The 26100-nt window shown below is 56.1% G+C and carries 16 protein-coding genes; 12 read left to right on the forward strand and 4 right to left on the reverse strand.

Annotated elements, in window-relative coordinates:
• Positions 1-10: 10 nt before the first annotated feature.
• From xth to ACXAF0_RS05710, 4 genes are all read left to right on the forward strand, one after another.
• The gene (gene xth, locus ACXAF0_RS05695; protein WP_475344678.1) at positions 11-808 is read left to right on the forward strand and encodes an exodeoxyribonuclease III; all 798 of its coding nucleotides are present in this window, start codon (positions 11-13) and stop codon (positions 806-808) included.
• Between the two features lie 194 nt (positions 809-1002).
• Positions 1003-1842: an AsmA family protein gene (locus tag ACXAF0_RS05700; RefSeq protein WP_475344680.1), complete on the forward strand. Its 840-nt coding sequence runs from the start codon at positions 1003-1005 to the stop codon at positions 1840-1842.
• A gap of 426 nt (positions 1843-2268) precedes the next feature.
• Positions 2269-3117, forward strand: a complete 849-nt coding sequence (locus ACXAF0_RS05705) for an OmpA family protein (RefSeq protein ID WP_475344683.1) — start codon at positions 2269-2271, stop codon at positions 3115-3117.
• Between the two features lie 30 nt (positions 3118-3147).
• On the forward strand, positions 3148-3345 hold the full coding sequence (locus ACXAF0_RS05710) for a YqaE/Pmp3 family membrane protein (RefSeq protein ID WP_167722486.1): 198 nt from the start codon (positions 3148-3150) through the stop codon (positions 3343-3345).
• Positions 3346-3435: 90 nt separating this feature from the next.
• Here the strand turns inward: ACXAF0_RS05710 and ACXAF0_RS05715 are convergent, their stop codons facing one another.
• The 3 genes from ACXAF0_RS05715 to htpG all read right to left on the reverse strand — a co-directional run bounded on the left by ACXAF0_RS05715 (position 3436) and on the right by htpG (position 7043).
• Entirely contained in the window at positions 3436-3666 is a 231-nt protein-coding gene (locus ACXAF0_RS05715) for a hypothetical protein (protein ID WP_475344690.1), read from the reverse strand.
• Between the two features lie 11 nt (positions 3667-3677).
• Positions 3678-5012, reverse strand: a complete 1335-nt coding sequence (locus ACXAF0_RS05720; RefSeq protein ID WP_475344694.1) for a deoxyguanosinetriphosphate triphosphohydrolase — start codon at positions 5010-5012, stop codon at positions 3678-3680.
• A 156-nt stretch (positions 5013-5168) separates the two neighbouring features.
• On the reverse strand, positions 5169-7043 hold the full coding sequence (htpG, locus tag ACXAF0_RS05725) for a molecular chaperone HtpG (protein ID WP_475344699.1): 1875 nt from the start codon (positions 7041-7043) through the stop codon (positions 5169-5171).
• A 290-nt stretch (positions 7044-7333) separates the two neighbouring features.
• Here htpG and ACXAF0_RS05730 point away from each other — a divergent pair, with 290 nt between their 5' ends.
• Positions 7334-7660 carry an HPF/RaiA family ribosome-associated protein gene (locus ACXAF0_RS05730; RefSeq protein WP_475344701.1) on the forward strand — a complete coding sequence of 109 codons (327 nt, stop codon included), beginning with the start codon at positions 7334-7336 and terminating at the stop codon, positions 7658-7660.
• 174 nt (positions 7661-7834) lie between these two features.
• Here ACXAF0_RS05730 and ACXAF0_RS05735 read toward each other — a convergent pair whose 3' ends face one another.
• The gene (locus tag ACXAF0_RS05735; RefSeq protein WP_475344703.1) at positions 7835-8425 is read right to left on the reverse strand and encodes an NADPH-dependent FMN reductase; all 591 of its coding nucleotides are present in this window, start codon (positions 8423-8425) and stop codon (positions 7835-7837) included.
• Between the two features lie 112 nt (positions 8426-8537).
• Here ACXAF0_RS05735 and soxR point away from each other — a divergent pair, with 112 nt between their 5' ends.
• The 7 genes from soxR to ACXAF0_RS05770 all read left to right on the forward strand — a co-directional run bounded on the left by soxR (position 8538) and on the right by ACXAF0_RS05770 (position 26035).
• Positions 8538-8999, forward strand: coding sequence for a redox-sensitive transcriptional activator SoxR (gene soxR, locus ACXAF0_RS05740; RefSeq protein ID WP_475344704.1), 462 nt, complete (start codon positions 8538-8540; stop codon positions 8997-8999).
• A gap of 156 nt (positions 9000-9155) precedes the next feature.
• Positions 9156-12080 (forward strand): helicase-related protein, encoded by a 2925-nt coding sequence (locus tag ACXAF0_RS05745; RefSeq protein WP_475344706.1) that lies wholly within the window; start codon positions 9156-9158, stop codon positions 12078-12080.
• A gap of 97 nt (positions 12081-12177) precedes the next feature.
• Complete coding sequence (locus tag ACXAF0_RS05750) at positions 12178-12585, forward strand: RNA-binding S4 domain-containing protein (protein ID WP_475344709.1); 408 nt, start codon at positions 12178-12180, stop codon at positions 12583-12585.
• A 199-nt stretch (positions 12586-12784) separates the two neighbouring features.
• Complete coding sequence (locus ACXAF0_RS05755) at positions 12785-14509, forward strand: peptidase domain-containing ABC transporter (RefSeq protein WP_475344712.1); 1725 nt, start codon at positions 12785-12787, stop codon at positions 14507-14509.
• On the forward strand, positions 14506-16647 hold the full coding sequence (locus tag ACXAF0_RS05760) for a peptidase domain-containing ABC transporter (protein ID WP_475344713.1): 2142 nt from the start codon (positions 14506-14508) through the stop codon (positions 16645-16647). The genes ACXAF0_RS05755 and ACXAF0_RS05760 overlap by 4 nt, the downstream gene beginning before the upstream one ends.
• Positions 16644-17999 carry an HlyD family type I secretion periplasmic adaptor subunit gene (locus ACXAF0_RS05765; protein WP_475344714.1) on the forward strand — a complete coding sequence of 452 codons (1356 nt, stop codon included), beginning with the start codon at positions 16644-16646 and terminating at the stop codon, positions 17997-17999. The genes ACXAF0_RS05760 and ACXAF0_RS05765 overlap by 4 nt, the downstream gene beginning before the upstream one ends.
• A gap of 143 nt (positions 18000-18142) precedes the next feature.
• Positions 18143-26035: a hypothetical protein gene (locus tag ACXAF0_RS05770; RefSeq protein ID WP_475344716.1), complete on the forward strand. Its 7893-nt coding sequence runs from the start codon at positions 18143-18145 to the stop codon at positions 26033-26035.
• The last annotated feature ends 65 nt before the right edge of the window (positions 26036-26100 follow it).

Here is a 26100-nt window from a genome sequence, read left to right on the forward strand (position 1 = left end):
GGAGCCCGTTTTGAAAATCGTAAGCTGGAACATCAATTCCGTTCGTCTGCGTATCGAACAGGTCGTCAAGTTCCTTGAAGAACAGCAGCCTGACGCGCTTTGCCTGCAGGAATTGAAATGCCCGGATGAGCATTTCCCCCATGATGCCTTTGAAGCGGCGGGCTATGTGCATCGCCATAATCACGGCATGAAAAGCTATAACGGGGTTGCGATTGTATCGCGCCTGCCGTTCGTTGAAACCGATATCAAGAATTTCTGTGGCAAGGAAGATCGCCGTCACTGCATGGCGAAGTTTGAAAACGGTGTCGAACTTCATAACTTCTATATCCCGGCGGGCGGCGATGAACCGGACCCGGCAATCAATGAAAAGTTTGCCCACAAGCTGTCTTTCCTTGATGAAATGACCAGCTGGTGGCGTGAACGTCGCGCCGCCAACCCGGATCGAAAGGCGGTTCTGGTGGGCGACTTCAATATTGCCCCATCGGAAAATGACGTCTGGTCGCACAAGCAGCTTTTGCGCGTTGTCAGCCACACCCCGGTCGAGGTGGAAATTCTTGAGAAATTCCGCCAGTCAGGCGATTTCATCGACGCCGTACGCGAAGTGGTGCCGGAACCGGAAAAGCTGTTTAGCTGGTGGAGCTATCGTGCGCGCGACTGGCGCAAGAGCAACAAGGGACGTCGCCTGGATCATGTCTGGATGACGCCCAATATGGCCGGAAAAGTCCGCACGGCATCTGTCTATGATCCCGCCCGAGACTGGGAAAAACCGTCGGATCATGCCCCCGTTGTGGTTGAATTCAACCTCTGACAAAAGCGCGATCAAACCAAACGAAAACAGCGGATCAGGGAAACCTAATCCGCTGTTTTGTCATGTGAAATAACTTGATTGTCAGGCAGATCAGCGCAACTCTTCTGGTTGAACGAAACCAGATGCGTGCCCATTTGATTTCATAGGGATGAAACTCACGCAGTTTCGGTGGCTCACTACGCAGGATACGGGCAATGAAAAAGATACTGATTGGTCTGGCCGCGATCATCGTTTTGGTCGTTGGCGGGCTTGTATATGTATACGTCAATCTTGATGACATCGTGAAATCCACCATCGAAGAGGCTGGCACGCGTGTGACCTTGGCCGATGTCACGGTTGACGGGGTATCGATTGAAACAACGCAAAATACCGCTGCCATCAACGGGCTTGTGGTGGGGAACCCGGACGGGTTCAATAGCGATTATGCGTTCTCGCTTGGCAATATTTCGGTCCGGCTTGATGGCACGACCCTGACCAGCGATACCATCCGTATCATCGAGGTTGTTGTTGATTCACCCAGCGTAATTTACGAACTCGGCAATGGCAGTTCAAACATCGCCACCATCCAGCGCAATGTTGAAGCCTTTGTTCAGCGTGTCTCCGGCCCGACCGGTGCGGGCGGGGCAGACGGCGAAGCGTCCGGCGGTGGTGCCGCGGATGAAGGCGGGACCAAGATCATTATTGATGATGTCTATGTTCGCAATGGCGATGTCGGCGTATCGGCAGGCTTCCTGCAGGGCAAGAAACTTTCGACCAGCCTGCCTGAAATTCATCTGAGCGATGTTGGCAAGGACGATGGCGGCGCAACCCCGGCCGAAGTCGCGGGCAAGATCCTGACTGCGATCAACACATCTGTCTTCAAGGCAGTTTCCAGCCTGAATGTTGATGGTTTGATGCAGGGTGTCGGTGACCTTGGCAAAGGAGTGGTTGGTGCGATCGGTGGTGCCGCCAGTGGCGGTGGCGCTAAGCTGAAAGATGGTGCTGATGCGCTTGGTGGTGCAGTGAAGGGACTGTTTGGCGGCTCTTCGGACTAGCACCAATTGATCGTATTGATCTTATTTGATCTTCGGCCCGACGGATGAACATCATGCGTCGGGCCGTTGTTGTTCAGGGGTATCGGGCATCCGTCTTGACCACGTCGCAGGCGGGACATGATGTTGGCTGTTTTTGAATTTTCTCTATCCCACTGCTTTTTTCCATGAATTTGACTTCTATATATTTCTGGATAGGGATTAAGTATATCCACAATCTGTGTTGTCTTGGGGCGCTTGACCATGAGCTTGGGGCTGGTCGGCATTCGGGGTCAGGTCTTTGATCTGATTGATAACAAGAACGGCACGGAAACTGACGGGTCACAAGGCCCGCAACGATGGCCAGAAAAGACGTTGGGAACAAACGTCACCGGGCCTGAAAAATGGGAACGGGATCCCGATAGTCGGTAAGACCAAGGAGTAAAACCGATGAAAGCTAAACTGCTTGCCGTTGTATCCGCCGCTGCCTTTTTGAGCGCGTGCGCAAACATGAACATTCCAGGAGTACGCGAGATGGCCGACGAAGGGTCGGCTTTTGACGCGGCTCTTCACCAGAATTACGCTGATCTTGCCCAGGCCGAGTACGACGAAGCCGATTGGTCGGATGCGCGTTATTTCACCAACCGTTCCAAGACCGCGGCCATGGGCATGGATGCCGGTCCGCAGGAAATCGCCGAGCGTAACCTGCCCGAAGGCACCATGGCCGAGGTTGAGGTTGCCCGCGCGGATCTGATGTCTGCCCTTGAGGCTGGTGGTCGTGAAAAGGCGGCAAGTGCTGCTGCCCGTGCGCAGACCGGTTTTGACTGCTGGCTGCAGGAACTCGAAGAAAACATCCAGCAGGAAGACATCGATAATTGCCGTTCGGCCTTCTATCAGGCCCTGGCGATTGTTCAGGCCGAACTTGATACCGCACCTGCCCCGATGGCAGCGATGCCGATGCCGGTTCCGATGAATGTCTATTTCGGGTTCGACAGTGCCGAGGTCAGTGACAAGGCGATGTCTGTGGTTGATGGTATCGTTGAAGCCTATGGAAAATATGACCCGGCCATGATCACCCTGATTGCTTATGCTGACCGCGCTGGCGATGCAATGTATAACGACATTCTTGCCAAATCGCGTGTCGATGCGGTGGTCAAGGAATTGCGTGATGCCGGTATCCCGGCAAGCAAACTGATCATCAGCATCAGCGGTGAGTCCAATGTGCCGGTTACGACCGCTGATGGCGTTGCTGAACAGGGCAACCGCGTTGTGACGGTTACTTTCGAAGACGGCATGTAAGCACGTCGAACCAAAAAGGGGATTTCATCCATGCGTCTATTGATCGCACTACTTCTGCCCTGGTTGCTTTTCTTTACCATCGGGCGTCCGATTGCCGGCATCATCTGCCTGATCTTGCAGATCACGCTGGTGGGCTGGGTTCCGGCTGCAATCTGGGCCGTTTACTCGCTTAGCCAGTATAATACCGACAAGAAAATCAACAGCGCCATGGGTGGTGGTCAGGACTGACCCGCCCTGTCTGCCGAAAGGCAAACAGCTGAAAATCCAAAATCAGAAGGCAGGCTTTTGGCCTGCCTTTCTTTTTGCGCGGATCAGTCTTTATTGAAGCTTTCGGCGCACGCCACCGATGAAACGGCCAATCAGGCGCGAGATGACAAAACGCGTGACAAAAAAGGTCACTGCACTGGCAACGGATGGCCAATACCATGCCGCGATCTCTGGGCGCGTACTTTGTTCCACCAGCCCATAGATGATGGCTGCCAGCGCCCCGGCACCGAGGAATGCGGTGCGACGCCGGTATCGCGCGATGAAGCGACCAATCAACCACATAAGTTCGGCCCCTAGTGCTGTCCGCCGCCGATATCGCGGGCAAGGCGGGCGGCAAAATCATCGGTCATGCCCGAGACATAATCGAGAATGACCAGATACAGATCATAAAGCGCCGCCCCAACAGGCATGGCATCATTGCCGATCAGTTCGCGCACGCGCCCCGTTCGATAGGAAATATCGGCTTCTGACGTGGCGTGGTGGACATCAAGGGCGGTTTTGCAGAACGTTTCAAGCAGGGTTTCGAGATGGGCAAAGGCCCCGACTTCGATCTGGACCTTGCGACGGTTCAAAATGATCTGTTTTTCGGAGAATGACTTGGCCTGTGTGATCAGGTCGTTATAGGGGCCATCAGCACAGGCCAGAAGGTCGCCCTTCCATTCGCCGGCCAGAAGCGCCTCTTCGTTGGCAACAAACGCGTTTACCAACGCATCAATCAATCCCGTCATGATCTTGCCGCGCAGGAAGGAAATCTTGCGACTGGAATTGGGTTCCCGGGCGTATTCGGCGGGAAGTTCGTCAAAGATGCAAGGCAGGAGCATCTTTTCAAGAACATCAAACTCGACGAGTTCAAGTTCTACGCCATCCTCGATATCGATCAGGGCGTAGCAAATATCATCCGCCGCCTCGACCAGATATACCAGCGGGTGGCGACAGAATGATTGATCTCCGGTTCGAATCAGGCCGGTGGCATCGGCAACATCTTCGAGCAGGGCAAATTCCTTTTGAAAGGCGCCGAATTTCTTTTTGTGCGGGAAGGGGCTCCCGGCCGCCGACCAGGGATATTTCAGGAAACTGGCCAAAGTCGCGTAGGTCAGGCGCATACCACCGTCATACAGACCAGTCCGTTTGTTGGTCAAAAGGCGGAAGCCCTGCGCATTTCCTTCATAGGTCGTCAAATCGGCAAACTGTTCTTTGCTCAGGCTCTGGGTGTATTCCGGGGCCGCATCAACAAACCATTGGCGAATGGCATATTCGCCAGCATGGCCAAAGGGTGGGTTGCCGATATCATGGCACAGGGCGGCGGCCTGGACGATGGCGGCCATGTGGTCGGGCTCAATTGCGTCGGGCAGGCTGCCCTTTTCATGCAACTGATGTCCCACCATCAGGCCGAGTGAGCGTGCGATACAGGAGACCTCAAGGCTGTGGGTCAGGCGGGTATGGACATTGTCATTTTCCGGCAGGGGATGGACCTGTGTCTTGCGCTGCAGGCGGCGAAAGGACGCGGAAAAGATGATGCGGTCATAATCCTTGTGGAAATCTGACCGGCCAAACGGCCCGACACTGGAATGACGGGTGCCAAGGCGCGCCGGTGAAAGCAGTTTTTGCCAGTTCATCATCGCTGTCATCGTGTTTCGCGCCTTCCGGTCGGACTTGGGTTCTTCACTATCTGGGATGTTTATGCCGCTTGTTGGTAAATAAGCATTTTAAATTTCGCGATACACCAAAAGAAAACGGCGCATCAGATGACGCGCCGTTTTGCAAAGATCGGATTTTTGCGGTGATCAGGCACCGAGACCCTTTTCCATTACCAGATCAAGGCGACGGGCGAAGCTGACCGGATCAGGCAGGGCTTCGCCTTCAAGAATGCGGGCCTGATCCAGCAGCAGCAGGGCTGCGTCATTAAGGATCGGGGCCTTGGCATCCTTGGTGGCAATGTCAGACAGCTTTTTGATCAGGCTGTGCTTCGGATTGATTTCAAGGATACGCGGGCTGACTTCATCAACACGGTTGTGCTGTTTCATCAGACGTTCCATACGCAAATCCATGCCCATCTCATCGGCAATCAGACAGCAGGCCGAGCTGGTCAGACGATCAGATTCGCGAACATCCTTGATCCCGTCGCCAAGGGCGAGCTTGATGGCGGCAATCAGGGCAGATGCATCGCTTGCATCCTCGTCCTTCTTGTCGTCCTTGTCCGCATCCTTGTCATCGGACTTGATATCATTGAGGTCCGCACCGCCACGGGTGACCGATTTGAAGTCTTTTTCTTCAAACTGGCCAACAGACGGCATCCAGAACTCGTCAACCGGATCGGTCAGAAGCAGAACTTCGATCCCCTTGGCGGCAAAGCCTTCAAGCTGCGGGCTGCGTTTAAGGGCGTCGATATCCTCGCCGCTGATGTAATAGATCGCCTTCTGGCCGTCCTTCATGCGTTCGACATACTCATAAAGGGTGGTCCAGCCATCCCCGTTGGTCGAGCGGAACTTGGCGATCTTGAGGATACGGTCCTGATGGGACTGGTCTTCGTAAAGGCCTTCTTTGACGACCGCGCCAAAGTTCTCCCAGAAGGTCTCAAACCCTTCGGCGTCGTTTTTGGCAGCCTTTTCAAGTTCGGACAGGACCTTTTTGGTCAGGCCGTTCTTGATTTTGGTCAGCAGCGGATGGTCCTGGAGCATCTCGCGCGAGACGTTAAGCGGCAGGTCCTGACTGTCGACCACACCGGACACGAAACGCAGCCAAGGCGGCAGAAGCTCGTCCGCGCCTTCGGTGATGAAGACCTTGCGGACGTAAAGCTTCAGATGGCCTTTGCGCTGCGGATCATAGAGATCGAACGGGCGCATGGTGGGCAGATACAAAAGGCCGGTATATTCAATGGCACCCTCTGCCTGATAGTGGATGGTTTTCCACGGATCATCAAAGGCATGCGAGGTGTGTTTGTAGAATTCCTTGTACTGTTCTTCGGTGATTTCGCTTTTCGGGCGGGTCCAGAGTGCGGACGCCTCGTTCAGCGTTTCATCACCGTCGCCCTTCATCAGAACCACCGGAATGCCGATATGGTCGGAATAGGTTTTGACGATATGGCGCAGACGGTGTTCGTCTGTGAATTCCTTGTTGTCATCGCTCAGATGCAGGGTGATCTGGGTGCCGCGACCTTCCATGTCGGCATCAGTGATGGTGTACTCACCCTTGCCATCAGATGACCATTTCCATGCCTGATCTTCGCCCGCCTTGCGGCTGACGACTTCGACCTTGTTGGCAACCATGAAGGCGGAATAGAAACCGACACCGAACTGACCGATCAGATCGACATCCTTGGCATTCTCGGATTTGGAAACAGCATCAAGGAACTTGGCCGTGCCCGAATTGGCAATGGTGCCAAGGTTTTCGACGAGGTCTTCCTTGTTCATCCCGATCCCGTTATCGGCAATCGTCAGAACATTGCGGACATCGTCGGTAAGCAGGCGCACCTTGAAGTCGGCATCACCAGCGAGCAGATCCGGTTTCGCAATCGCTTCATAGCGCAGCTTGTCGCAGGCATCAGAAGCGTTGGAGATCAACTCGCGCAGGAAGATGTCCTTGTTGGAATAAAGCGAATGGACAACGATATCGAGCAGTCGGCTGACTTCCGCCTCGAACCGCATTTTTTCTTCCGTCATGACCTCTTTTTTCTCCTTTGTTTCAAGCGTCTGTCAGTCTCCTCCGATATTGGCAGAAGAACCGACACCTCAACGGCTTAAACTTTAAACCGAGCTTGATATGCGTCAACGCATCTTGCAGCGCAAGTCTTGTATCCTAAGTATAAAGAAAGACGGTTTTATTACAGGGACGCAGACAGAATTTTGGAAGCGTTCCTGAAAGTCCCCGAGCCGTTAAAAAACAGGCCGGGTTAATCGGCAGGGTGCAACGCCCTGTCTTGCGTCAAAGGCTTTAAACAGGAGGCCGTACCATGAAGGTTCCCGTTCAAATCACCTACCGTGATGTTGATCAGTCTGATGCGCTGGACGAGCGTATCCGTTACAAGGTGGAAAAACTTGAGGAGACCTTCGATCGCATGACCAGTTGTCATGTTGTGGTGGAACGCCCGCAAGCTTCTCATAACCATGGAAACCGCTTTGCCGTGCATTTCGGCATCCATGTGCCGGGCAAGGAAATCATGGTGAAACGCGACAGTGCGGATCACGCACATGAAGATGTCTATATCGCGCTGAAAAACAGTTTCCAGGCGGCACGTCGGCAGCTTAAGGAATATGCCGACAAGATGCGAAACCACTAAGGTTTCAGAACGTCTGAAAGACAAAGAAAACGGGGTGACCATCTGGTCACCCCGTTTCGCATAAAGGCCCCTTGATCGGGGGCAAAGGGTGGTGCATCAGCCCGTCCCTGCCAGGGGTGGGGGAGCTTTTCAAACAGGGGCGGACTGATGCGAGGCCGACGGGTGTGACGCCGGTCAGGACGCTATGGCATCAAGCAATTGCAGTTTGGCATGCGGATAGCGGGCTTCGCGAAGGGCACTGGCCCACCATTTCAGATCCGTCATCATGTGATGCAGGGCGGCATTTGTGCCTTCAAGGTCTTTTGGTTGCCCCGTTTCATCGAACTTGTCATGGGCATGGGCAAAGCTGATGACGTCGCGCATGGTTACGACATGCAGTTCGGCAAAAACCAGCCGCAGTTGTTCGACCGCACGCAATCCGCCCGACATCCCACCATAGGAGACAAAGGCAAGCGGTTTGCGTTTCCATTGCGGTTTGGCGGCATCAATCAGTAGCTTCAATTCGCCGGGAAAACTGTGATTGTATTCCGGGGTGACGACGACAAATGCATCGGCCTCCGCGAGTGAAGCTTGAAGTTCGGCAACACCGGGATGTTCCGCGCCGACATGGCGGGATGGCAGATCAAGCTTCGCCGGGTCGATGAGGTCGATTGATAATTCGTCATCGTGTTTAAGGGTTTCAACGACCCAATTGGCGACTGTTTCGCCAAAGCGCCCCTCGCGGGCGCTGCCAAGGATGACGGCGACATTGTATGTCTCTTTCACAACGCTCACTCCTGTTGTTTCCTGTTCAATGGTTCTTGTTCTAGAACCTCAACAAAGGTTAAGGTCAAGCGCGAAACTGCATGAATGTGAAATGTCGGTGAGGGCGAGGAAAATGGCGGAAAAGGGCGTGTTGCAGCGCTATTTGAGTGTTGGTGAAGTTGCAAGCCGCTGCGGCATTGCGGTTTCGGCCGTGCATTTTTATGAACGCAAGGGCCTGATCAGTTCGATCCGAACGGATGGCAATCAGCGCCGGTTCCATCGCGGTGTGTTGCGTAAACTCGCCATCATCAAGGTTGCACAGAAGACAGGCATCCCGCTTGCGGAAATTGGCGCTGCCTTTGAGGAACTGCCGCGCAATACGGTCCCCACAGCCAAAGACTGGGAACAGCTTTCATCGCAATGGCGCGATGATTTGAATGAACGGATCGACCAATTGACCCGTTTGCGCGATCAGTTGGGTCAATGCATCGGCTGTGGCTGTTTGTCGATTTCGGCCTGCCCGCTTTATAACCCGAATGACGCGCTGGGCGGTGATGGCCCCGGCGCCAGATTGCTTGAACTTGAGGACGAATAGGCACGTTTGCCAGCACCCCCGTGATCTGTGGATTTTGAAACGCTTTGAGCAGGGCCTGGTCGCGGGTAGAAAGCTTGACATCGCGCCGGATCGCGTGTTGAAAGGCCTCTTGATTGCGACGGCCCGGATCATTGGGCTGTCGATTGGAAAAGTTTGATGCAGATTTCAACCCGAACCGGTCCTCGTATCCTTGCCATATTGGGGCCGACCAACACCGGCAAGACCCATCTGGCCATGGAACGGATGTTGGCGCATACGACCGGGATGATCGGGTTCCCGCTCAGGCTTCTGGCACGCGAAAACTATGATCGCGCGGTCGCCAAGGTCGGCAAGGGCGCGGTGGCATTGATCACCGGCGAAGAACGTATCCTTCCCAAAACGGCGCGCTATTTCCTGTGCACGGTCGAAGCCATGCCGGTTGCCAAGCAGGTCGATTTTCTGGCGATTGATGAAATCCAGATGTGCGCCGATCCTGAGCGCGGCCATGTCTTTACCGATCGGCTTTTGCATGCGCGCGGTCGCCACGAAACCATGTTTATGGGGGCGGAAACCATCCGTCCGGTGATCCGCAAGCTGGTTGATAATGTCGAATTTGACCGCCGGGAACGGTTTTCGACCCTGAGCTATAACGGGGCGAAGAAAATCCAGCGCCTGCCAGCCCAGTCCGCCGTGGTGACATTCTCCGCACAGGAAGTGTATGCGGTTGCCGAACTGGTACGGCGCCAAAAGGGCGGGGCGGCCGTGGTACTTGGGGCGCTCAGCCCGCGCACGCGCAATGCCCAGGTCGAGATGTTCCAGAATGGCGAGGTCGAACACCTGATCGCGACCGATGCGATTGGCATGGGCTTGAACCTTGATCTCAACCATGTCGCCTTTGCGGCCATGAAGAAGTTTGACGGCAAGTTCAACCGCGGCCTGACGGCAGCCGAAACCGCCCAGATCGCAGGCCGTGCCGGTCGGCATATGAATGATGGCACCTTCGGGGTGACCGGGAACCTTTCGGGCATTGATCCCGATATCATCGAACAGATCGAAGATCACGAGTTTGAACCGCTTGCCAAGGTGTTCTGGCGTAATGCGCGGCTTGATTTCCGCACTGTCGGTGCGCTTCAGAAATCGCTGCGTCGGCGATCGGATGACCCGACCCTTATTCTGGCGCGCGAGCCGGTGGACGAGATCATGCTTGATCATCTGGCGCGCAATGAGGATGTCGCACGCATCGCGACTGCCCCCGACCGGGTGCAGTTATTGTGGGAAGTCTGCCAGATTCCCGACTTCAGAAATATCCATACCGATGCCCATCCAAGGCTGCTAACATCTATCTATCGCTATCTTGCGAAACCCGGAAGCAAACTGCCCATCGACTGGTTGGGCGAACAAATCTTGCGTCTGGATCGTTATGATGGTGATATTGATCAGTTGTCATCACGTTTGGCAGGTATTCGCGTCTGGACATATGTATCGCACAAGCATCACTGGCTCGAAGATGCCAACCATTGGCAAGAACGCACGCGGGCCATTGAGGACAAGCTCTCAGATGTGCTACATGAACGCCTGACCCAAAGGTTCGTTGACAGACGAACCTCGGTTTTATTGAAAAGTCTCAAGGACAAGTCTGAACTCATGTCTACCATCACTGCGAATGGTGAAGTACAGGTCGAAGGTGAATTTGTCGGCCGTCTTGACGGATTCCGTTTCATTGCTGATGAAACCGATGCTGCTTTTGAAGGCAAGGCAATCGCCAGTGCCGCACGTCGCGCGTTGACCGGCGAAATCGCCCAACGTGTTAAACAACTTGAAACTGACGAAGACGACAAGTTCGCAGTGAATGGCCAGCTTGAAGTGCTATGGAATGGTGCGCAGGTTGGTGTGCTGAAAAAAGGTGACACGGTTCTGTCACCCGAAGTTCATGTCATCGATAGCGAGTTCTTTGATGGTCCGACCCGCGAACGGGTCCGCACCCGTCTGCAGAATTTCATCAATGCCCATATCGAAGCGCGTCTGAAGATGCTGACCCGCCTGCGCGATTGTCAGTTGTCCGGACCGATTCGCGGTCTTCTGTTCCAGCTGAACGAAGGTCTGGGCTGTGTGCCGCGTTCGGAACTCGAAAGCCTGGTCAAGGACCTGTCTGACGAAGACCGCAAGGCACTTGCCAAACTTGGCGTGCGTCTTGGTGTTGAAACTGTCCATGTGCTTGATGCGCTCAAACCCGATCCGGTTGAGCTGCGCGGCATTCTTTGGGCGGTTGCGCGCGAACTGGAAGCTTTGCCGGAATTGCCGCCAGCGGGTCGTACGTCGGTCCCGAATGACCGTGCGAATTCCAAGGGGTTCTATCTTGCGGCTGGTTACATGCCGGTTGGCCCGCTTGCCGCACGCGTCGATATGTTGGAGCGCTTTGCTGCTCTTCTGCGTCAGAAGGCGCGCGAAAACGATGGCAAGGTGCGCCCGGATCCCGATCTGCTGTCGCTTCTGGGCTGCACGGTCGAGCAGGCCGAAGGTGTGTTCACCGCTCTCGGTTGGCGTGCCGAGGTGACCAAGGTCAAGAAATCCGAGCTTGAAGCCAAGGAAGCCGAGAAAAAGGCCGAGGAAGCTGCCAAGGCAGCCAAGCCTGAGGCGGAGAAGGCCGAAGGCGAAAAGGCAGAAGGTTCTGAAGCCGCTGCAACCGAATCCAAGGCAGACGCGCCGGCAGAGGAAGCTGCTCCAACTGAGGCAAAGGCAGAACCGACTGAAGCTGCTGCTGAAGCATCTGCGGCTTCGACCGAAGAAACAGCTGCTGAAGCCCCGGCGGTTGAAACCGATGCCGATGGTGACGAACTGGTCGAAGTCAAATACTTCGTCCGTGTTGATCGTCGCAAACGCGGTGGCGGTCAGAACCGTGGTCAACGTGGTGGCCCGCGTCAGGAAGCACGCGGTAAAGGCGGCCCGAAAGGCAAGGGCGGCAATCGTCCGAACCAGGGCGGCAAAGGTGGCCGCGGTGGCAAGCCGGGCGGCGGTCGCAACCAAGCGCCGGAAAAGGCCAACCAGATCAACGAAGATTCGCCATTTGCCAAGCTCAAGGAAATGCTTGAAGCCAAAGGCTGATCGTATCAGATATCATGCGTTGAACGGCGACCCTTGCGGGTCGCCGTTCTGCTTTCCAAGTGTATAATGTCCCGTTGATTGCAGGAAATCGGTGGCCGTGACGGAACAGGCAGAAAAGCTTCGGATTGATAAATGGCTTTGGCATGCGCGGTTCTATAAAACAAGATCGCTTGCCAGCAAGGCATGTCAGGCCGGCCATATTGTTCTGAACGGTCAATCGGTATCGAAGGCCAGCGTCACGGTGGTTGCCGGTGATCGCCTGCAATTCTTTCAGGGGCCGCATTTGCGCGTGGTCGAGGTTGTCGCCCTTGGCGAACGTCGCGGTCCAGCGCCCGAGGCGCAGACACTTTATAGCGATCATTCCCCACCGAGAGTTCCGAAAAAGGATGTCGCATCCGATATCCGCACCGCACCGGTTGCGAAGCGCGAAGCCGGGGCCGGACGCCCGACCAAGGCCGAACGTCGCGCACTCGACCGGTTGCGTGGCGAGGACAGCAATGCATAGCATGCGTTGGTATAGACAATCTTTATACCGCAACTGATCAAGACCCGCCAAGGCGGGGTAAGATGGTTCACATCAGGTTGTATTCTCGCCACGATCTTCTTGCGTTGAATGGGGCAATCGGGTATGTATCCTATCTCATTGTATATATCCCCCACTTTGGTGTGGTGGATTTTGTGAGGTTCGGGAGCTCGCCAGCCTGATGAGACGTCGGTCTCGATTGAATATCGGTACATTGTCGCACCTGCGGACAGGCCGCTTTGCGTTGTTGATCACGGCTTTGGTGATCAACCTGCTTACGCTTGCCTTGCCGATCACGCTTTTGCAGGTCTATGATCGGGTATTGCCACACAGTTCCATCCCGACCCTGACCCTGTTGATTTTCGGGGTGCTGGGTGCGCTTGTCCTTGAGGCGGTGCTGCGCCTGGGGCGCGCTTTTATCTCCTCGCTGTCGGCGGCGAAGTTCGAACATTACAGCGCGCAACAAGCGGTCAGGCACTTGCTTTCGACCAGTCTGACCGACTATGGCAAGACAGCACCCGGCTTGCATCTTCAGCGGCTTAACAGCCTTAATATGCTGCGTGACTTTTATTCCGGGCAGGCAATCGGGGCGGTGGTTGATCTGCCCTTCATCGTTTTGTTCCTGGCTCTGATAGCAGTGATTGGCGGGCATCTGGTATTTGTGCCGCTTGGCATTCTTCTGGCGTTCTTCCTGACGGCGATGTTTCTTGGCCGCGATCTTCGTGGTGCCCTTGATGATCGCAGCCAGTCCGATGAACGGCGATATAACTTCATTATTGAGACCCTGACCGGCATCCACACCATCAAATCGATGGCGATGGAAAACCTGATGATCCGTCGCCACGATCAGTTGCAGACGCAATGCGCCGGGGATGACATGCGCGCGGCACGGTCTGCCCATGCGGCGGTCAATGCCAGCGCGACCTTTTCGATGCTGACCATGGTGCTGGTGGCAGCGGTTGGCAGTGTGCTTGTGATTAACGGCGAACTGACGGTTGGTGGACTTGCCGCGTGTACGATGCTTTCGGGGCGTTCGATTCAGCCGCTTCAGCGCGCGATGACCTTGTGGACACAATTCCAGAATATTCGCGTTGCCCGTCAGCGGGTCAATGAGCTGTTTGAAATCGAAGAAGAAGATACGCTGGGCTCGGCCGACATGCCGTTGCTCGATGGCAAGATCGAGTTGCGCAATGTCGGGTTCTCGCATGCCGATGGCAAAAAGATCTTCGACGACCTTGATCTGGTCGTTGAACCCGGCGAATCCATCGCGATTACCGGCGATAACGGGACCGGCAAGACAACGCTTTTATGGTTGCTGATGGGGGCCTTGCGCCCGGATCGCGGTGAAGTGTTGCTTGATGGCAAGGACCCGGCAGACTACACCGCCGAATCCACCCGCCGCCAGATCGCCTATCTGCCCCAGCATGGTGTGATGTTCAAAGGTACGATCCTTGAAAACATTACCGGTTTTCGCAAGGAAATCGGTGTTGAACGCGTGATCGAAATTTCGCGTCGCCTGGGCCTTGATGACATTGTCATGCGCATGCCCGAAGGCTACGACACCGAAGTTGGTGGGCAGGCATCGGAGACCCTGCCGCGCGGGGTAAAACAACGTATTGCCGTGGCGCGTGCCCTGATTGATTATCCGCGTATTGTTCTGTTTGACGAAGCCAACAGCTCGCTTGATATCGCGGGTGACAACATCATGACCAGCCTGATGGTGGAGCTGAAAAAGCACTGCACGCTGGTGATGGTATCGCATCGCCCATCCCTGATTGCGATGGCGAACAAGCAGTACCGTCTGATCGACAAGCATCTGGTACCGGTTTTGCGACGCACGAACAAAACCACGGATGCGGCCAAGGATGCCGGGCGTCCGGCCTCAACCGGGACGGGGGCACGATGAAAAAGCTCGAAAACATGGACTTCGCGCTGAATTACCGGATGGGGCTTGCCAGCACCGATGCGCTTTCGGATTTCGATGCCTGTGTCTGGCCGTTGCTTCAGGCGCTGGGGTGGCGGGGGTTGCCGCGTCAGGTTGCCGAGGCCCTGCCGCATATGGACCAGGCGCTTGATCTGACCGATTTCCGAAACGTCATGGCGCATCTGAACTATCAATCGCGCGAAATTGACGCGACGCTTGATCAGATTGATGAACGCCTGATGCCTTGCCTGTTCGTCCCGGATGAAGGCACCGCGCTTGTCGTGATCCGCCCCGAAGAAAACGGTGTACGGGTCTTTGACAGCGGGACGGACCGCGAGTTCGTCATCAAGCTTTCGGCGTTACCTGGCAAGATTTACCAATTCTCGGCCGCGGATCGACGCGAACGCTATTTCGAGGACGACAAACGTGGCTGGTTTGGCGGCATTGCCGACCGGTTCTCGGGCCTTGGGTATCAATTGCTGGCGATGACGTTTGTTCTTAACATCATGGCGCTGGCGACCCCGATCTTCATCATGGGGATTTATGACCGGGTGATCGGCACGCGTTCGATCCCGATGCTGATCCAGTTTTCCATCGGGATCGGGATTATACTGATCCTTGGCTGGATTTTGCGCACGCTCCGCAGCCAGATCGTCAGCCATTTTGGCGCGCGGCTTGATACGCTGGTCAGTGGCGCCATTTTCGAACGGCTTTTGTCCCTGCCGCCGGCCTTTACCGAACGCGCACCTGTGGGCGTGCAGATTTCGCGTATCCGCGATTTTGAAAGCGTGCGTGAATTCTTTACCGGGCCGATGGCGCTGGTGATGATGGAAATGCCGTTTGTGCCGCTTTTCCTGATCGTCATGTTCTATCTTGGCGGCTGGCTTGCCCTGATCCCGATTGCACTGATCGGGGTGTTTGCCCTGATCGGGATTGTGGCGTTTCCGATTGTGGCGCGGCGTGTGTCCGAACTCGGCCGTCATGGCGCGAACCGTCAGGAGTTTCTGGTGGAAACCGTCGGCAAGATGTCGGCACTCAAATACACTGCATCTGAAAAGCGCTGGCTCGCACGCTTCCGCGATATATCAGCCGACACCGCCTATGCCGGTTATCGGGTGGCGATGGTCAATAACGTGATCAACACATCTGCTCAGGTTCTGATGATTACATCGGGCGCACTTGTTCTGGCCTTTGGCGCGCAGCGGGTGATGGACGCGCAGATGAGTGTCGGCGCGCTGGTAGCGTCAATGATGCTGGCCTGGCGGGTTCTAGGGCCGATCAATCAGGCGTTTCTCGGCATGCCGCGTCTGGCACAGCTGCGCGGCAGTGTGCGTCAGATCAACCGTCTGATGACGATTGCACCCGAAGGCGATCTTGTACCTCGCTCGGTCGAGCAACATCGTTTTGAAGGCGCTGTAACCTTCTCGCGTGTCAGTTTCCGCTACACCGCGGATTCCGATCCCGCCCTGATGGGGGTTAATTTCGAAATCAAGCCGGGGCAGGTGGTTGCCGTGGTTGGTGCCAATGGTGCGGGCAAGTCATCGCTGATCAAATTGATTGCCGGCATGTATCAGCCCCAGGCCGGTGCGGTCCTGATCGATGGTGCTGATATCCGTCAGATGGATCCGCAGACCCTGCGTCAGGCGATTTCATATGTGCCGCAGGATATCGAGTTTTTCCGGGGATCGATTGCACAGAACCTGCGGCTCGCCAATCCGGTGGCGTCCAGTGATGATTTACGCATGGCCTGTATGGCCGCGGGCATCCTTGATGAGGTCGAAGCCCTTCCGAATGGGTTCAAGACCCGCGTTGGCGATCAGCATTCATCGCGCTTCTCGGCCAGCTTCCTGCAGCGTTTGGCACTGACACGCGCGCTTGTGCGTGAAGCGCCGATTATTCTGTTTGATGAACCGACCAATGGTCTCGACCAGCGGGCAGACCGTGCCTTCCAAAGCACGATCAATCGCCTGCGCGGCGGCTCGACCATCTTTTTGATTACCCATCGGCCAAGTCATCTGGATTTGGCGGACCGCATTCTTGTTCTTGATGGCGGACAGTTGCGCGGGGATGGCCCGCCCGCCCGCATCAAGCAGCAAGTGATAGACGGAGGCTACCTATGAGTGACGCAGCAGTTCAGGATACCGCGATTGAGCGGTTCAAGCGCTCCCGGCGGATGGCGCGATATCTTTCGCATGCCGTGTTGCTCGAAGAGGGGGGCATTTCCGTCTTTGTGCGTTCTGCCATGGTGATGCTTTCGGTCGGTTTTTTGGCGCTGATTGCTTGGTCGGCCACGACCGAAATCAAGGAAACCGCCATCACGTTTGGTCAGGTCATGCCGACAAGTGCGGTCAACAAGATCCAGCATCTTGAAGGCGGCATCATCGAACAGATCATGGTGCGTGACGGTGATCTTGTCGAACAGGGGCAGGTGCTTGTCCGGCTCAAGGCCGATGGCGCCCAGGCAGAGCTTTCGCAAACCGAAACCCGTCTTGGCAATTTGCAGCTTGAAGCAGAACGTTTCCGCGCCCTTGCCGAGGGGCGCGAACCCGATTTCGCAAGCCTGTATGAACGGTATCCGGAACTCGCCCGCAATCAGGCGGAAATCTATCGCATTCAGACGGAACTCGACGCCAATCAAAGCGAAATCCTTCAGGTCCAGATCAAGGAACGCAACGCTGAACTGGCCCAGCTGAGCGAACAGGAAGCAACCCTTCGCAAGTCGGCTGATTTGCTGAGCCAGGAAGTGACCATGCGCCGTTCGCTCTATGAGCAGGGGCTGAATTCCAAGGTGCTGTTTCTCAATATCCAGCGCGAACTGAACGAAGCACAAGGCAATCTTTCTGGCGTGGTTGCCGAGCAGGCACGTGCACGCGAAACCATTGCCGAGGCAAATCTGCGCCTGAATGAACTGGAAAAAAGCCAGCGCGAAGAAGCCATTACCGAGCTTGGCCGTTTGGGTGGTGAAATCGCGCAGGCCCGTGAGGCGCTTCGTAAATTGCGTGATCGTGTTGCGCGGCTTGAAATCGTTGCGCCGACCCGTGGCTACATCAAGGGGCTTCAGTTCACCACCATCGGCGGGGTGATTGCCCCGGCACAGGTTGTGATGGAGCTGGTCCCGGTTGACGATGTTCTGATTGCGGAAACCCGGATATCGACCGAGGATATCGGCCATGTCCATCTTGGTCAGCCGGTCACTGTCAAGGTCAGTGCATTTGACTTCATCCGCTATGGCGGGATTGAGGGTGAATTGGTATCGATATCGGCCTCTACTTTTGTTGATGAAGATGGACGTCCGTATTATAAGGGCAAAGTTGCACTTAATGACGACTCTGTCGGCGAGGGTGCGACAGCTCAGAAGATCATACCCGGGATGACGGTTCAGGCCGATATTCAGACCGGGGAGCGTACGCTTCTTCAATATCTTTTGAAGCCGGTTTATGTCTCTCTTGATCAAGCGTTTAGCGAACGCTGAGCAATTTTCTGGTCCCGCTGGAAATGCAATCATTTCTACTGCCTGGCCGTACATTTCACTGGTGGTTACCAGTGTTTCTATACTACTGTATAGATGTGTGGGGTGGGCCTATCCTGTCTCGCGCTTTACGGAGAATGGGTTAGATGGCGGACGATCGCAGCGAAACTGAAACTTCACGTACTGATGAAGGTGGTCGGGGGGATCTTGACCATCAAGCCGCACCAGAAGATCTGGAGCGTTCGCTCAGTCAGGATGGTGAGAGTGACGAACTGGTCGAATTGCATGATGACCAGGACAGTTCCGCACGTCCGCAGGAGCAGGAATTGGGATCGGTGCATTACGGCACCCAGATCCGCAACCCCCAAGCCGAAGAACAGCAGGCCTTTCAGCGCCAGAATGCCGCTGCCCAGCGCCAGGAACGCACCCAGGCCGAAGAGGCAACCGAACAGCAGACCCTGTCGCTCACCGAAAATGCCGAGATTGAAAGCAATCTCGATACCGGTGCGGATACCTTCCAAAGCAATCTTGGTGCTATTGGCGCAGATGAAATTTCGCTGCAGTCTGATCCCAGTACGATAGACCTGCCCGACATTCCGCTGTCGACTAACGACACCAACGAACTGCGCGGGGATCGCGAAGATACCGGTCCGAATGTGGGCGAAGGCCTGCAGCCTGATTTCATTGCACCGGTCGAAGAAGCCCCGGCATCCGAAGCCGCAGTGGTCGAGGACGAGCTTGAAGAAGATGATGAACTGCTTCTTGAAGAGGAAATCGACACCGAAGACGAGATCGAGATTGAAGAACCCAAGGTCGCCGACGCGCCGACGCTCAGCGCCGATGATGTGACGGGCGCCGAAGACAGCGCGATCACGCTTGACCTCTCGGCGTCGCTCAATGATCAGGATGGCGGCAGTGAAACACTCTCGATCACGGTTTCCGGTGTGCCAGACGGGGCTGTCCTCTCGGCCGGTACGGATAATGGTGATGGCACATGGACGCTCACACCGGGTCAACTGAGTGGCTTGAACCTGACCCCACCGGAAGATTTCAGCGGCAGCATTGATCTTGATATCTCGGCGACCAGCCGCGAAGCCAATGGCGATACGGCAACAAGCAGCTCCAGCTTCACCATCGACGTCACCGGTGTTGCCGATGGCGCGACCCTCGACGTTTCCGATGCCAGTGGCCGCGAAGACAGCGCGATCGCGCTTGATATCGATACCGAACTTCTCGACGGCAGCGAAAACCTCGCCATCACCATCGAGGGCGTGCCTGATGGCGCAACGCTGTCTGCGGGCACCGACAATGGCGATGGCACCTGGACGCTCGATGTTGATCAGCTCGAAGGTTTGAGCATCACGCCTGCTGAAAACTTCAGCGGCGATATTGACCTCTCCGTTCTGGTCTCGACCACCGATGGCGATGACAGCGCCGTTGTCATGGAAAACCTGACGGTCGAGGTCGAAGGCGTCGCCGATGCGCCAATACTTGATGTAAGCGACGCAAGCGGCGGCGAGGGCAGCGCGATTGCGTTGGATGTCGACGCGGGTCTGACGGACAGCTCCGAAACTCTCACCGTAACGATCTCCGGTGTGCCGGATGGTGCGAGTTTGTCTGCAGGTACAGATAATGGCAACGGCACCTGGACACTTGGTTCGGATCAGCTTGAAGGTCTGACGATCACACCGGCTGAGGACTTCAGTGGTTCGTTTGATCTTGGTGTGACGGCAACGTCTGCGGATGGTGCTGATGTTGCAACTGCGACCGAAACCGTGACTGTCGATGTCACTGGTGTTGCCGATGCGCCGACCCTGGATGTGTCGGATGCAAGCGGCACTGAAGACAGTGCGATTGCGTTGGACATCGATGCAGGCCTCACAGATTCCAGCGAAACGCTGACGGTCACGATCTCCGGTGTGCTGGATGGTGCGACCTTGTCAGCGGGTACCGATAATGGAGACGGCACCTGGACGTTGGGCTCTGATCAGCTTGAAGGTCTGACGATCACGCCGGCTGAGGACTTCAGTGGATCGTTTGATCTTGGTGTAACGGCGACGTCGGCGGATGGCTCCGATGTTGCAACTGCAACCGATACCCTGACGGTCGATGTCTCGGGTGTGGCGGATGCTCCCACTCTGGACGTCTCTGATGCATCTGGTGCCGAAGACTCCGCTATTGCGTTGAATGTTGACGCTGGTCTGGCCGATTCCAGTGAGACTTTGACCATTACCATTGGCGGTGTGCCGGAGGGCGCTGTTCTGTCTGCGGGTACGGACAATGGTGATGGCACTTGGACATTGACCAGTGGAGACCTGGAAGGTCTGAGCGTTACGCCTCCGTCTGATTTCAGCGGCAGTTTTGATCTCGAGATCACCGCAAGCACTCAGGACGGCATTGATATCGCATCACTCACGGACACTGTGATGGTTGATGTGGCCGGTGTTGCAGATGCTCCGACGCTGGATGTCTCGGATGCCTCTGGTAATGAAGACAGTGCCATTGCGCTGGACATTGATGCTGGTCTGACGGATTCCAGCGAAACGCTGACGGTGACCATCTCCGGCGTCCCCGACGGTGCGACCCTCTCCGCCGGGACGGACAATGGCGACGGTACCTGGACACTGGGATCGGATCAGCTTGAAGGTCTGACGATCACGCCGGCTGAGGATTTCAGCGGGTCGTTTGATCTCGGTGTGACGGCAACGTCTGCCGATGGGGCTGATGTTGCGACGACTACGGACAGTATCACCGTTGATGTTGCTGGAGTGGCTGACACACCGACACTCGACGTCAGCGATGCCTCTGGTAACGAAGACAGCGCCATTGCACTCGATATTGATGCGGGTCTGACGGATTCCAGCGAAACGCTGACGGTGACCATCTCCGGCGTCCCCGACGGTGCGACCCTCTCCGCCGGGACGGACAATGGCGACGGTACCTGGACACTGGGATCGGATCAGCTTGAAGGTCTGACGATCACGCCGGCTGAAGACTTCAGCGGGTCGTTTGATCTTGGTGTGACGGCAACGTCGGCAGATGATTCGGATGTTGCGACGACGACAGACAGCATTACGGTTGATGTTGCCGGTGTCGCGGATGCTCCGACCCTGGATGTGTCTGACGCCTCGGGCAACGAAGACAGCGCTATCGCACTGGATATCGATGCAGGTCTGACAGATTCCAGCGAAACTCTGACGGTCACCATTTCTGGTGTTCCGGATGGGGCAACTTTGTCGGCTGGTACGGATAATGGTGATGGCACTTGGACGTTGGGTTCAGATCAGCTTGAAGGTTTGACGATTACGCCGGCTGATGACTTCAGCGGGTCGTTTGATCTTGGTGTGACGGCGACGTCGGCTGATGGTTCCGACGTAGCAACCACCACGGAGAGCCTCACGGTTGATGTGGCTGGTGTCGCCGATGCCCCGACGCTCGACGTATCCGATGCATCTGGCAACGAAGACATTGCGATTGCACTGGATATTGATGTGGGTCTGTCTGACAGCTCTGAAACGCTGACTTTGACGATCTCCGACGTTCCGGATGGCGCGACACTCTCGGCTGGCACCGACAACGGTGACGGCACCTGGACCTTGGGTTCGGATCAACTTGAAGGTCTGACGATTACACCGGCTGAAGACTTTAGCGGTTCGTTTGATCTTAGCGTGACCGCGACGTCGGTTGATGGTTCTGATGTTGCGACCACGACAGAAAGCATTACGGTTGATGTTGCCGGTGTCGCGGATGCTCCGACCCTGGATGTGTCTGATGCATCTGGCAATGAAGACAGCGCGATTGCGCTAGATATTGATGGAGGTCTGACGGATTCCAGCGAAACGCTCACTGTCACAATCAGTGGCGTTCCGGACGGCGCCATCCTGTCAGCAGGCACCGATAATGGTGACGGCACCTGGACGCTGGGATCGGATCAGCTTGACGGTCTGACGATTACGCCGGCCGAGGACTTCAGTGGGTCGTTTGATCTTGGTGTAACCGCGACCTCTGCCGATGGCTCTGATGTTGCAACTACCACGGACAGCCTCACGGTGGACGTTGCTGGTGTTACAGATACCCCGACCCTGGATGTTTCTGACGCCTCGGGCAACGAAGATAGTGCGATTCCGCTTGATATCGACGCGGGTCTTTCAGACAGTTCCGAAACGCTGACGGTCACGATCTCGGGTGTGCCTGATGGCGCGACTTTGTCGGCAGGAACCGACAATGGTGACGGCTCCTGGACCTTGGGTTCGGATCAGCTTGAAGGGCTGACAATCACGCCAGCGGAAGACTTCAGTGGGTCCTTCGATCTTGGCGTGACGGCGACGTCGGCTGATGGTTCAGACGTTGCAACCACGACCGGCAGCATCACGGTTGACGTGGCTGGTGTCGCGGATGCTCCGACGCTCGACGTCTCCAATGCAAGTGGCAACGAAGACAGCGCCATAGCACTCGACATTGATGCGGATCTCACCGACAGCTCCGAGACCCTCACGGTCACGATCTCCGGCGTTCCAGATGGTGCGACCTTGTCTGCCGGAACCGATAATGGTGATGGTACCTGGACCTTGGGCTCGGATCAGCTTGACGGTCTGACGATTACGCCAGCTGAAGACTTCAGCGGTTCGTTTGATCTTGGTGTAACCGCGACCTCTGCCGACGGTTCTGATGTTGCAACCACGACCGACAGCCTCACGGTTGATGTTGCTGGTGTGGCAGATGCGCCGACTTTGGATGTGAGCGACGCTTCGGGTGACGAAGACAGCGCTATCGCACTTGATATTGATACAGGTCTTACGGATTCCAGCGAGACGCTGACCATTACGATCAGTGGCGTTCCGGACGGAGCAACCTTGTCTGCCGGGACGGACAATGGTGATGGCACCTGGACGCTGGGGTCGGATCAGCTTGAAGGTCTGACGATCACGCCTGCCGAGGACTTCAGTGGCTCGTTTGATCTGGGCGTGACCGCGACGTCGGCTGATGGTTCCGACGTTGCAACGACGACTGATACCCTGACTGTCGATGTTTCGGGGGTAGCGGATGCGCCGACGCTGGACGTCAGTGATGCATCCGGTAACGAAGATAGTGCCATTGCACTCGACATTGATGCAGGCCTCACAGATTCCAGCGAAACCCTGACGGTGACCATCTCCGGCGTTCCGGATGGTGCGACCTTGTCTGCGGGGACGGATAATGGCGACGGCACTTGGACACTGGGTTCGGATCAGCTTGAAGGTCTGACGATTACGCCAGCGGAAGACTTCAGCGGCTCGTTTGATCTTGGCGTGACAGCGACGTCGTCGGATGGTTCTGATGTTGCGACCAAGACGGACAGCATTACGGTTGACGTGGCTGGTGTCGCGGATGCTCCGACCGTTGACGTATCCGATTCAAGCGGCAACGAAGACAGTTCAATTGCCCTCGATATCGATGCAGGTCTGACGGACAGCTCCGAAACTCTGACGGTCACGATCTCCGGTGTCCCGGATGGTGCGAGTTTGTCGGCGGGTACCGATAATGGTGACGGCACGTGGACGCTAGGCTCGGATCAGCTCGAAGGCCTAACCATCACGCCCGCGGAAGATTTCAGCGGATCGTTTGATTTGAGTGTTTCGGCAACTTCGGCAGACGGTGAAGATGTTGCCAGTGTGAGTGATACGATCACTGTTGATGTCGCGGGTGTTGCAGATACACCGACTTTGGATGTCAGCGATGCTCCGGGGTCGGAAGACAGCGACATTGCGCTTGATATCGAAGCAGGGCTTTCGGATGCGTCGGAAGTTCTGTCTGTGACGATTTCCGGTGTGCCGGATGGCGCGAGCCTGTCTGCTGGTACGGATAATGGTGATGGCACCTGGAGCCTGGCGCCAGATGACCTTGAGGGGCTTACCATTACTCCGGGGGATGACTATTCCGGTTCGTTTGATCTTTCGGTCAGTGTGACTTCAACCGATGGGGCGGATACGGCGACGATCAGTGATACCATCACCGTGGATGTTGGTGGGGTTGCCGATACGCCGACACTGGATGTGTCTGATATCGCGGGCGACGAAGATACAGACATCTCGTTGGGGATTGATGCGGGGCTGAGCGACAGTTCCGAAACCCTGACGATTACGGTTTCCGGTGTTCCGGATGGCGCAACCCTGTCGGAGGGGACCAACAACGGCGATGGCACCTGGACGCTGAGCCCGGATGATCTCGAAGGCCTGACAATCACACCCGCCGATGATTATTCCGGGTCGTTTGATCTTGATATCACGGTGACCTCTTCTGATGGCAGCGACACCAACAGTGTCAGTGACACCATCACGGTTGATGTGGCTGGTGTGGCGGATACGCCAACCCTTGAGGTCGAGGATGCAAGTGGTGACGAAGGAACAAGCGTCGCCCTTGATATTGATGCGGCGGTCACCGATTCCAGTGAAAAGCTGACCGTGACCATCAGTGGTGTGCCCGAAGGCGCAAGCCTGTCGGCCGGGACTGATAATGGTGATGGCACCTGGAGCCTGACACCAGCCCAGTTGTCGGGCCTGACCATTTCAGCGGCCAGCGATTATTCCGGCACGTTCGAGCTGACCGTTGCGGTGCAATCGCGCGATGGCGAGGATACGGCGACTACATCGGCCATTCTTGAAGTCACCTTTGACGAAGTTCAGGACGAAGATGAAGTCATCTGGGACCCGAACGATGACGGCGAGATCGAAACCGGTTCGGGCAATGACACGGTTGGTGGCAATAATGGCGATGACACCATCAGCACCAATGCTGGCGATGATACGATCTGGGCTGGCAATGGCGATGATGTCGTTTATGCGGGCAGCGGTGACGATACCATTCAAGGCGGTGAGGGCCGTAACACCATCGATGGCGGCACGGGCAATGACTACATCACCGGCGGCAGCAACCGTGACATCATTACATCCAGTGCCGGTGACAACATCGTTTATGCCGGTGAGGGCCGCAACTATGTCGAAACCGGCGCAGGTGACGATAGCCTGTATGCCGGAAGTTCGAATGACACCATTCTGGGCGGCGATGGCGACAACTATGTCAGTGCAGGTGAAGGCCGTAATGACATTACCACCGGCACCGGGGACGATAGCATCCAGGCCGGGAGCGGTAACGATACGGTAAGTGCCGGTGACGGCGACAATTACATCAATGTCGGCGAAGGCAAGAACACCATCACATCCGGAACCGGTGAAGACACCATCATGACCGGGTCGGGGAATGACGTAATCGATGCCGGTGACGGAGATAACACCGTCACAGCCGGGGAAGGGCGTAATAGCATCGATACCGGCAGCGGCGATGACACCATCACCACGGGAAGCGACAAGGACACGATTTCCGCAGGTGATGGCAATGACAGCATCGATGCTGGAGATGGCCGCAACACCGTCTGGGGCGGGGGTGGAGACGATTCGATCCACGGTGCCTGGGGCGATGACACCTTCTATGGTGGGGATGGTAACGATATCCTCAATGCCGATGGTGGTGATAACGAGTTTGACGGCGGTGCCGGTGACGACACCCTGACGGCCGGTTGGGGCGAAGACACGTTCTTTGGTGGTGCTGGCAACGATACGCTTGATGGTGGAGGCAGTGACGACACCCTTGATGGGGGTGTCGGCGATGACAGCCTTCTGGGTGGTGCCGGGGATGACGAGCTGATGGGCGGTGCTGGCAGCGACATTCTGCTGGGCGGCGAGGGTGATGACACCCTGATTGGCGGGATCGGCGATGACAGCCTGTATGGCGGCGGCGGATCGGATCTGTTCATCTTTAACATGGGCGATGGCAATGACCATGTAGATGGCGGTGCCAACGGCTGGACAACCGATACCATCGAATTGCACGGCGTCGGCGGCGGCGATATCGACTCGAGCGACTGGACCCTGGTCCTTGATGAGGGCGAGATCACCAAAAGCAAGGGAAGTGCCTTTGAACTCAGCACCGATTCGTCGGGAACAATCGTGTTTTCTGACGGTTCCGAGTTGACATTCTCCAATGTCGAACGTATCGAGTGGTGACGAATTCACATTTCGGATGCCGCCGGGACGAAATCCCGGCGGCATTGCCGGTTTTCTGGGGTAAA

It is taken from the genome of Thalassospira sp. ABD4_177 (genome assembly GCF_056160125.1).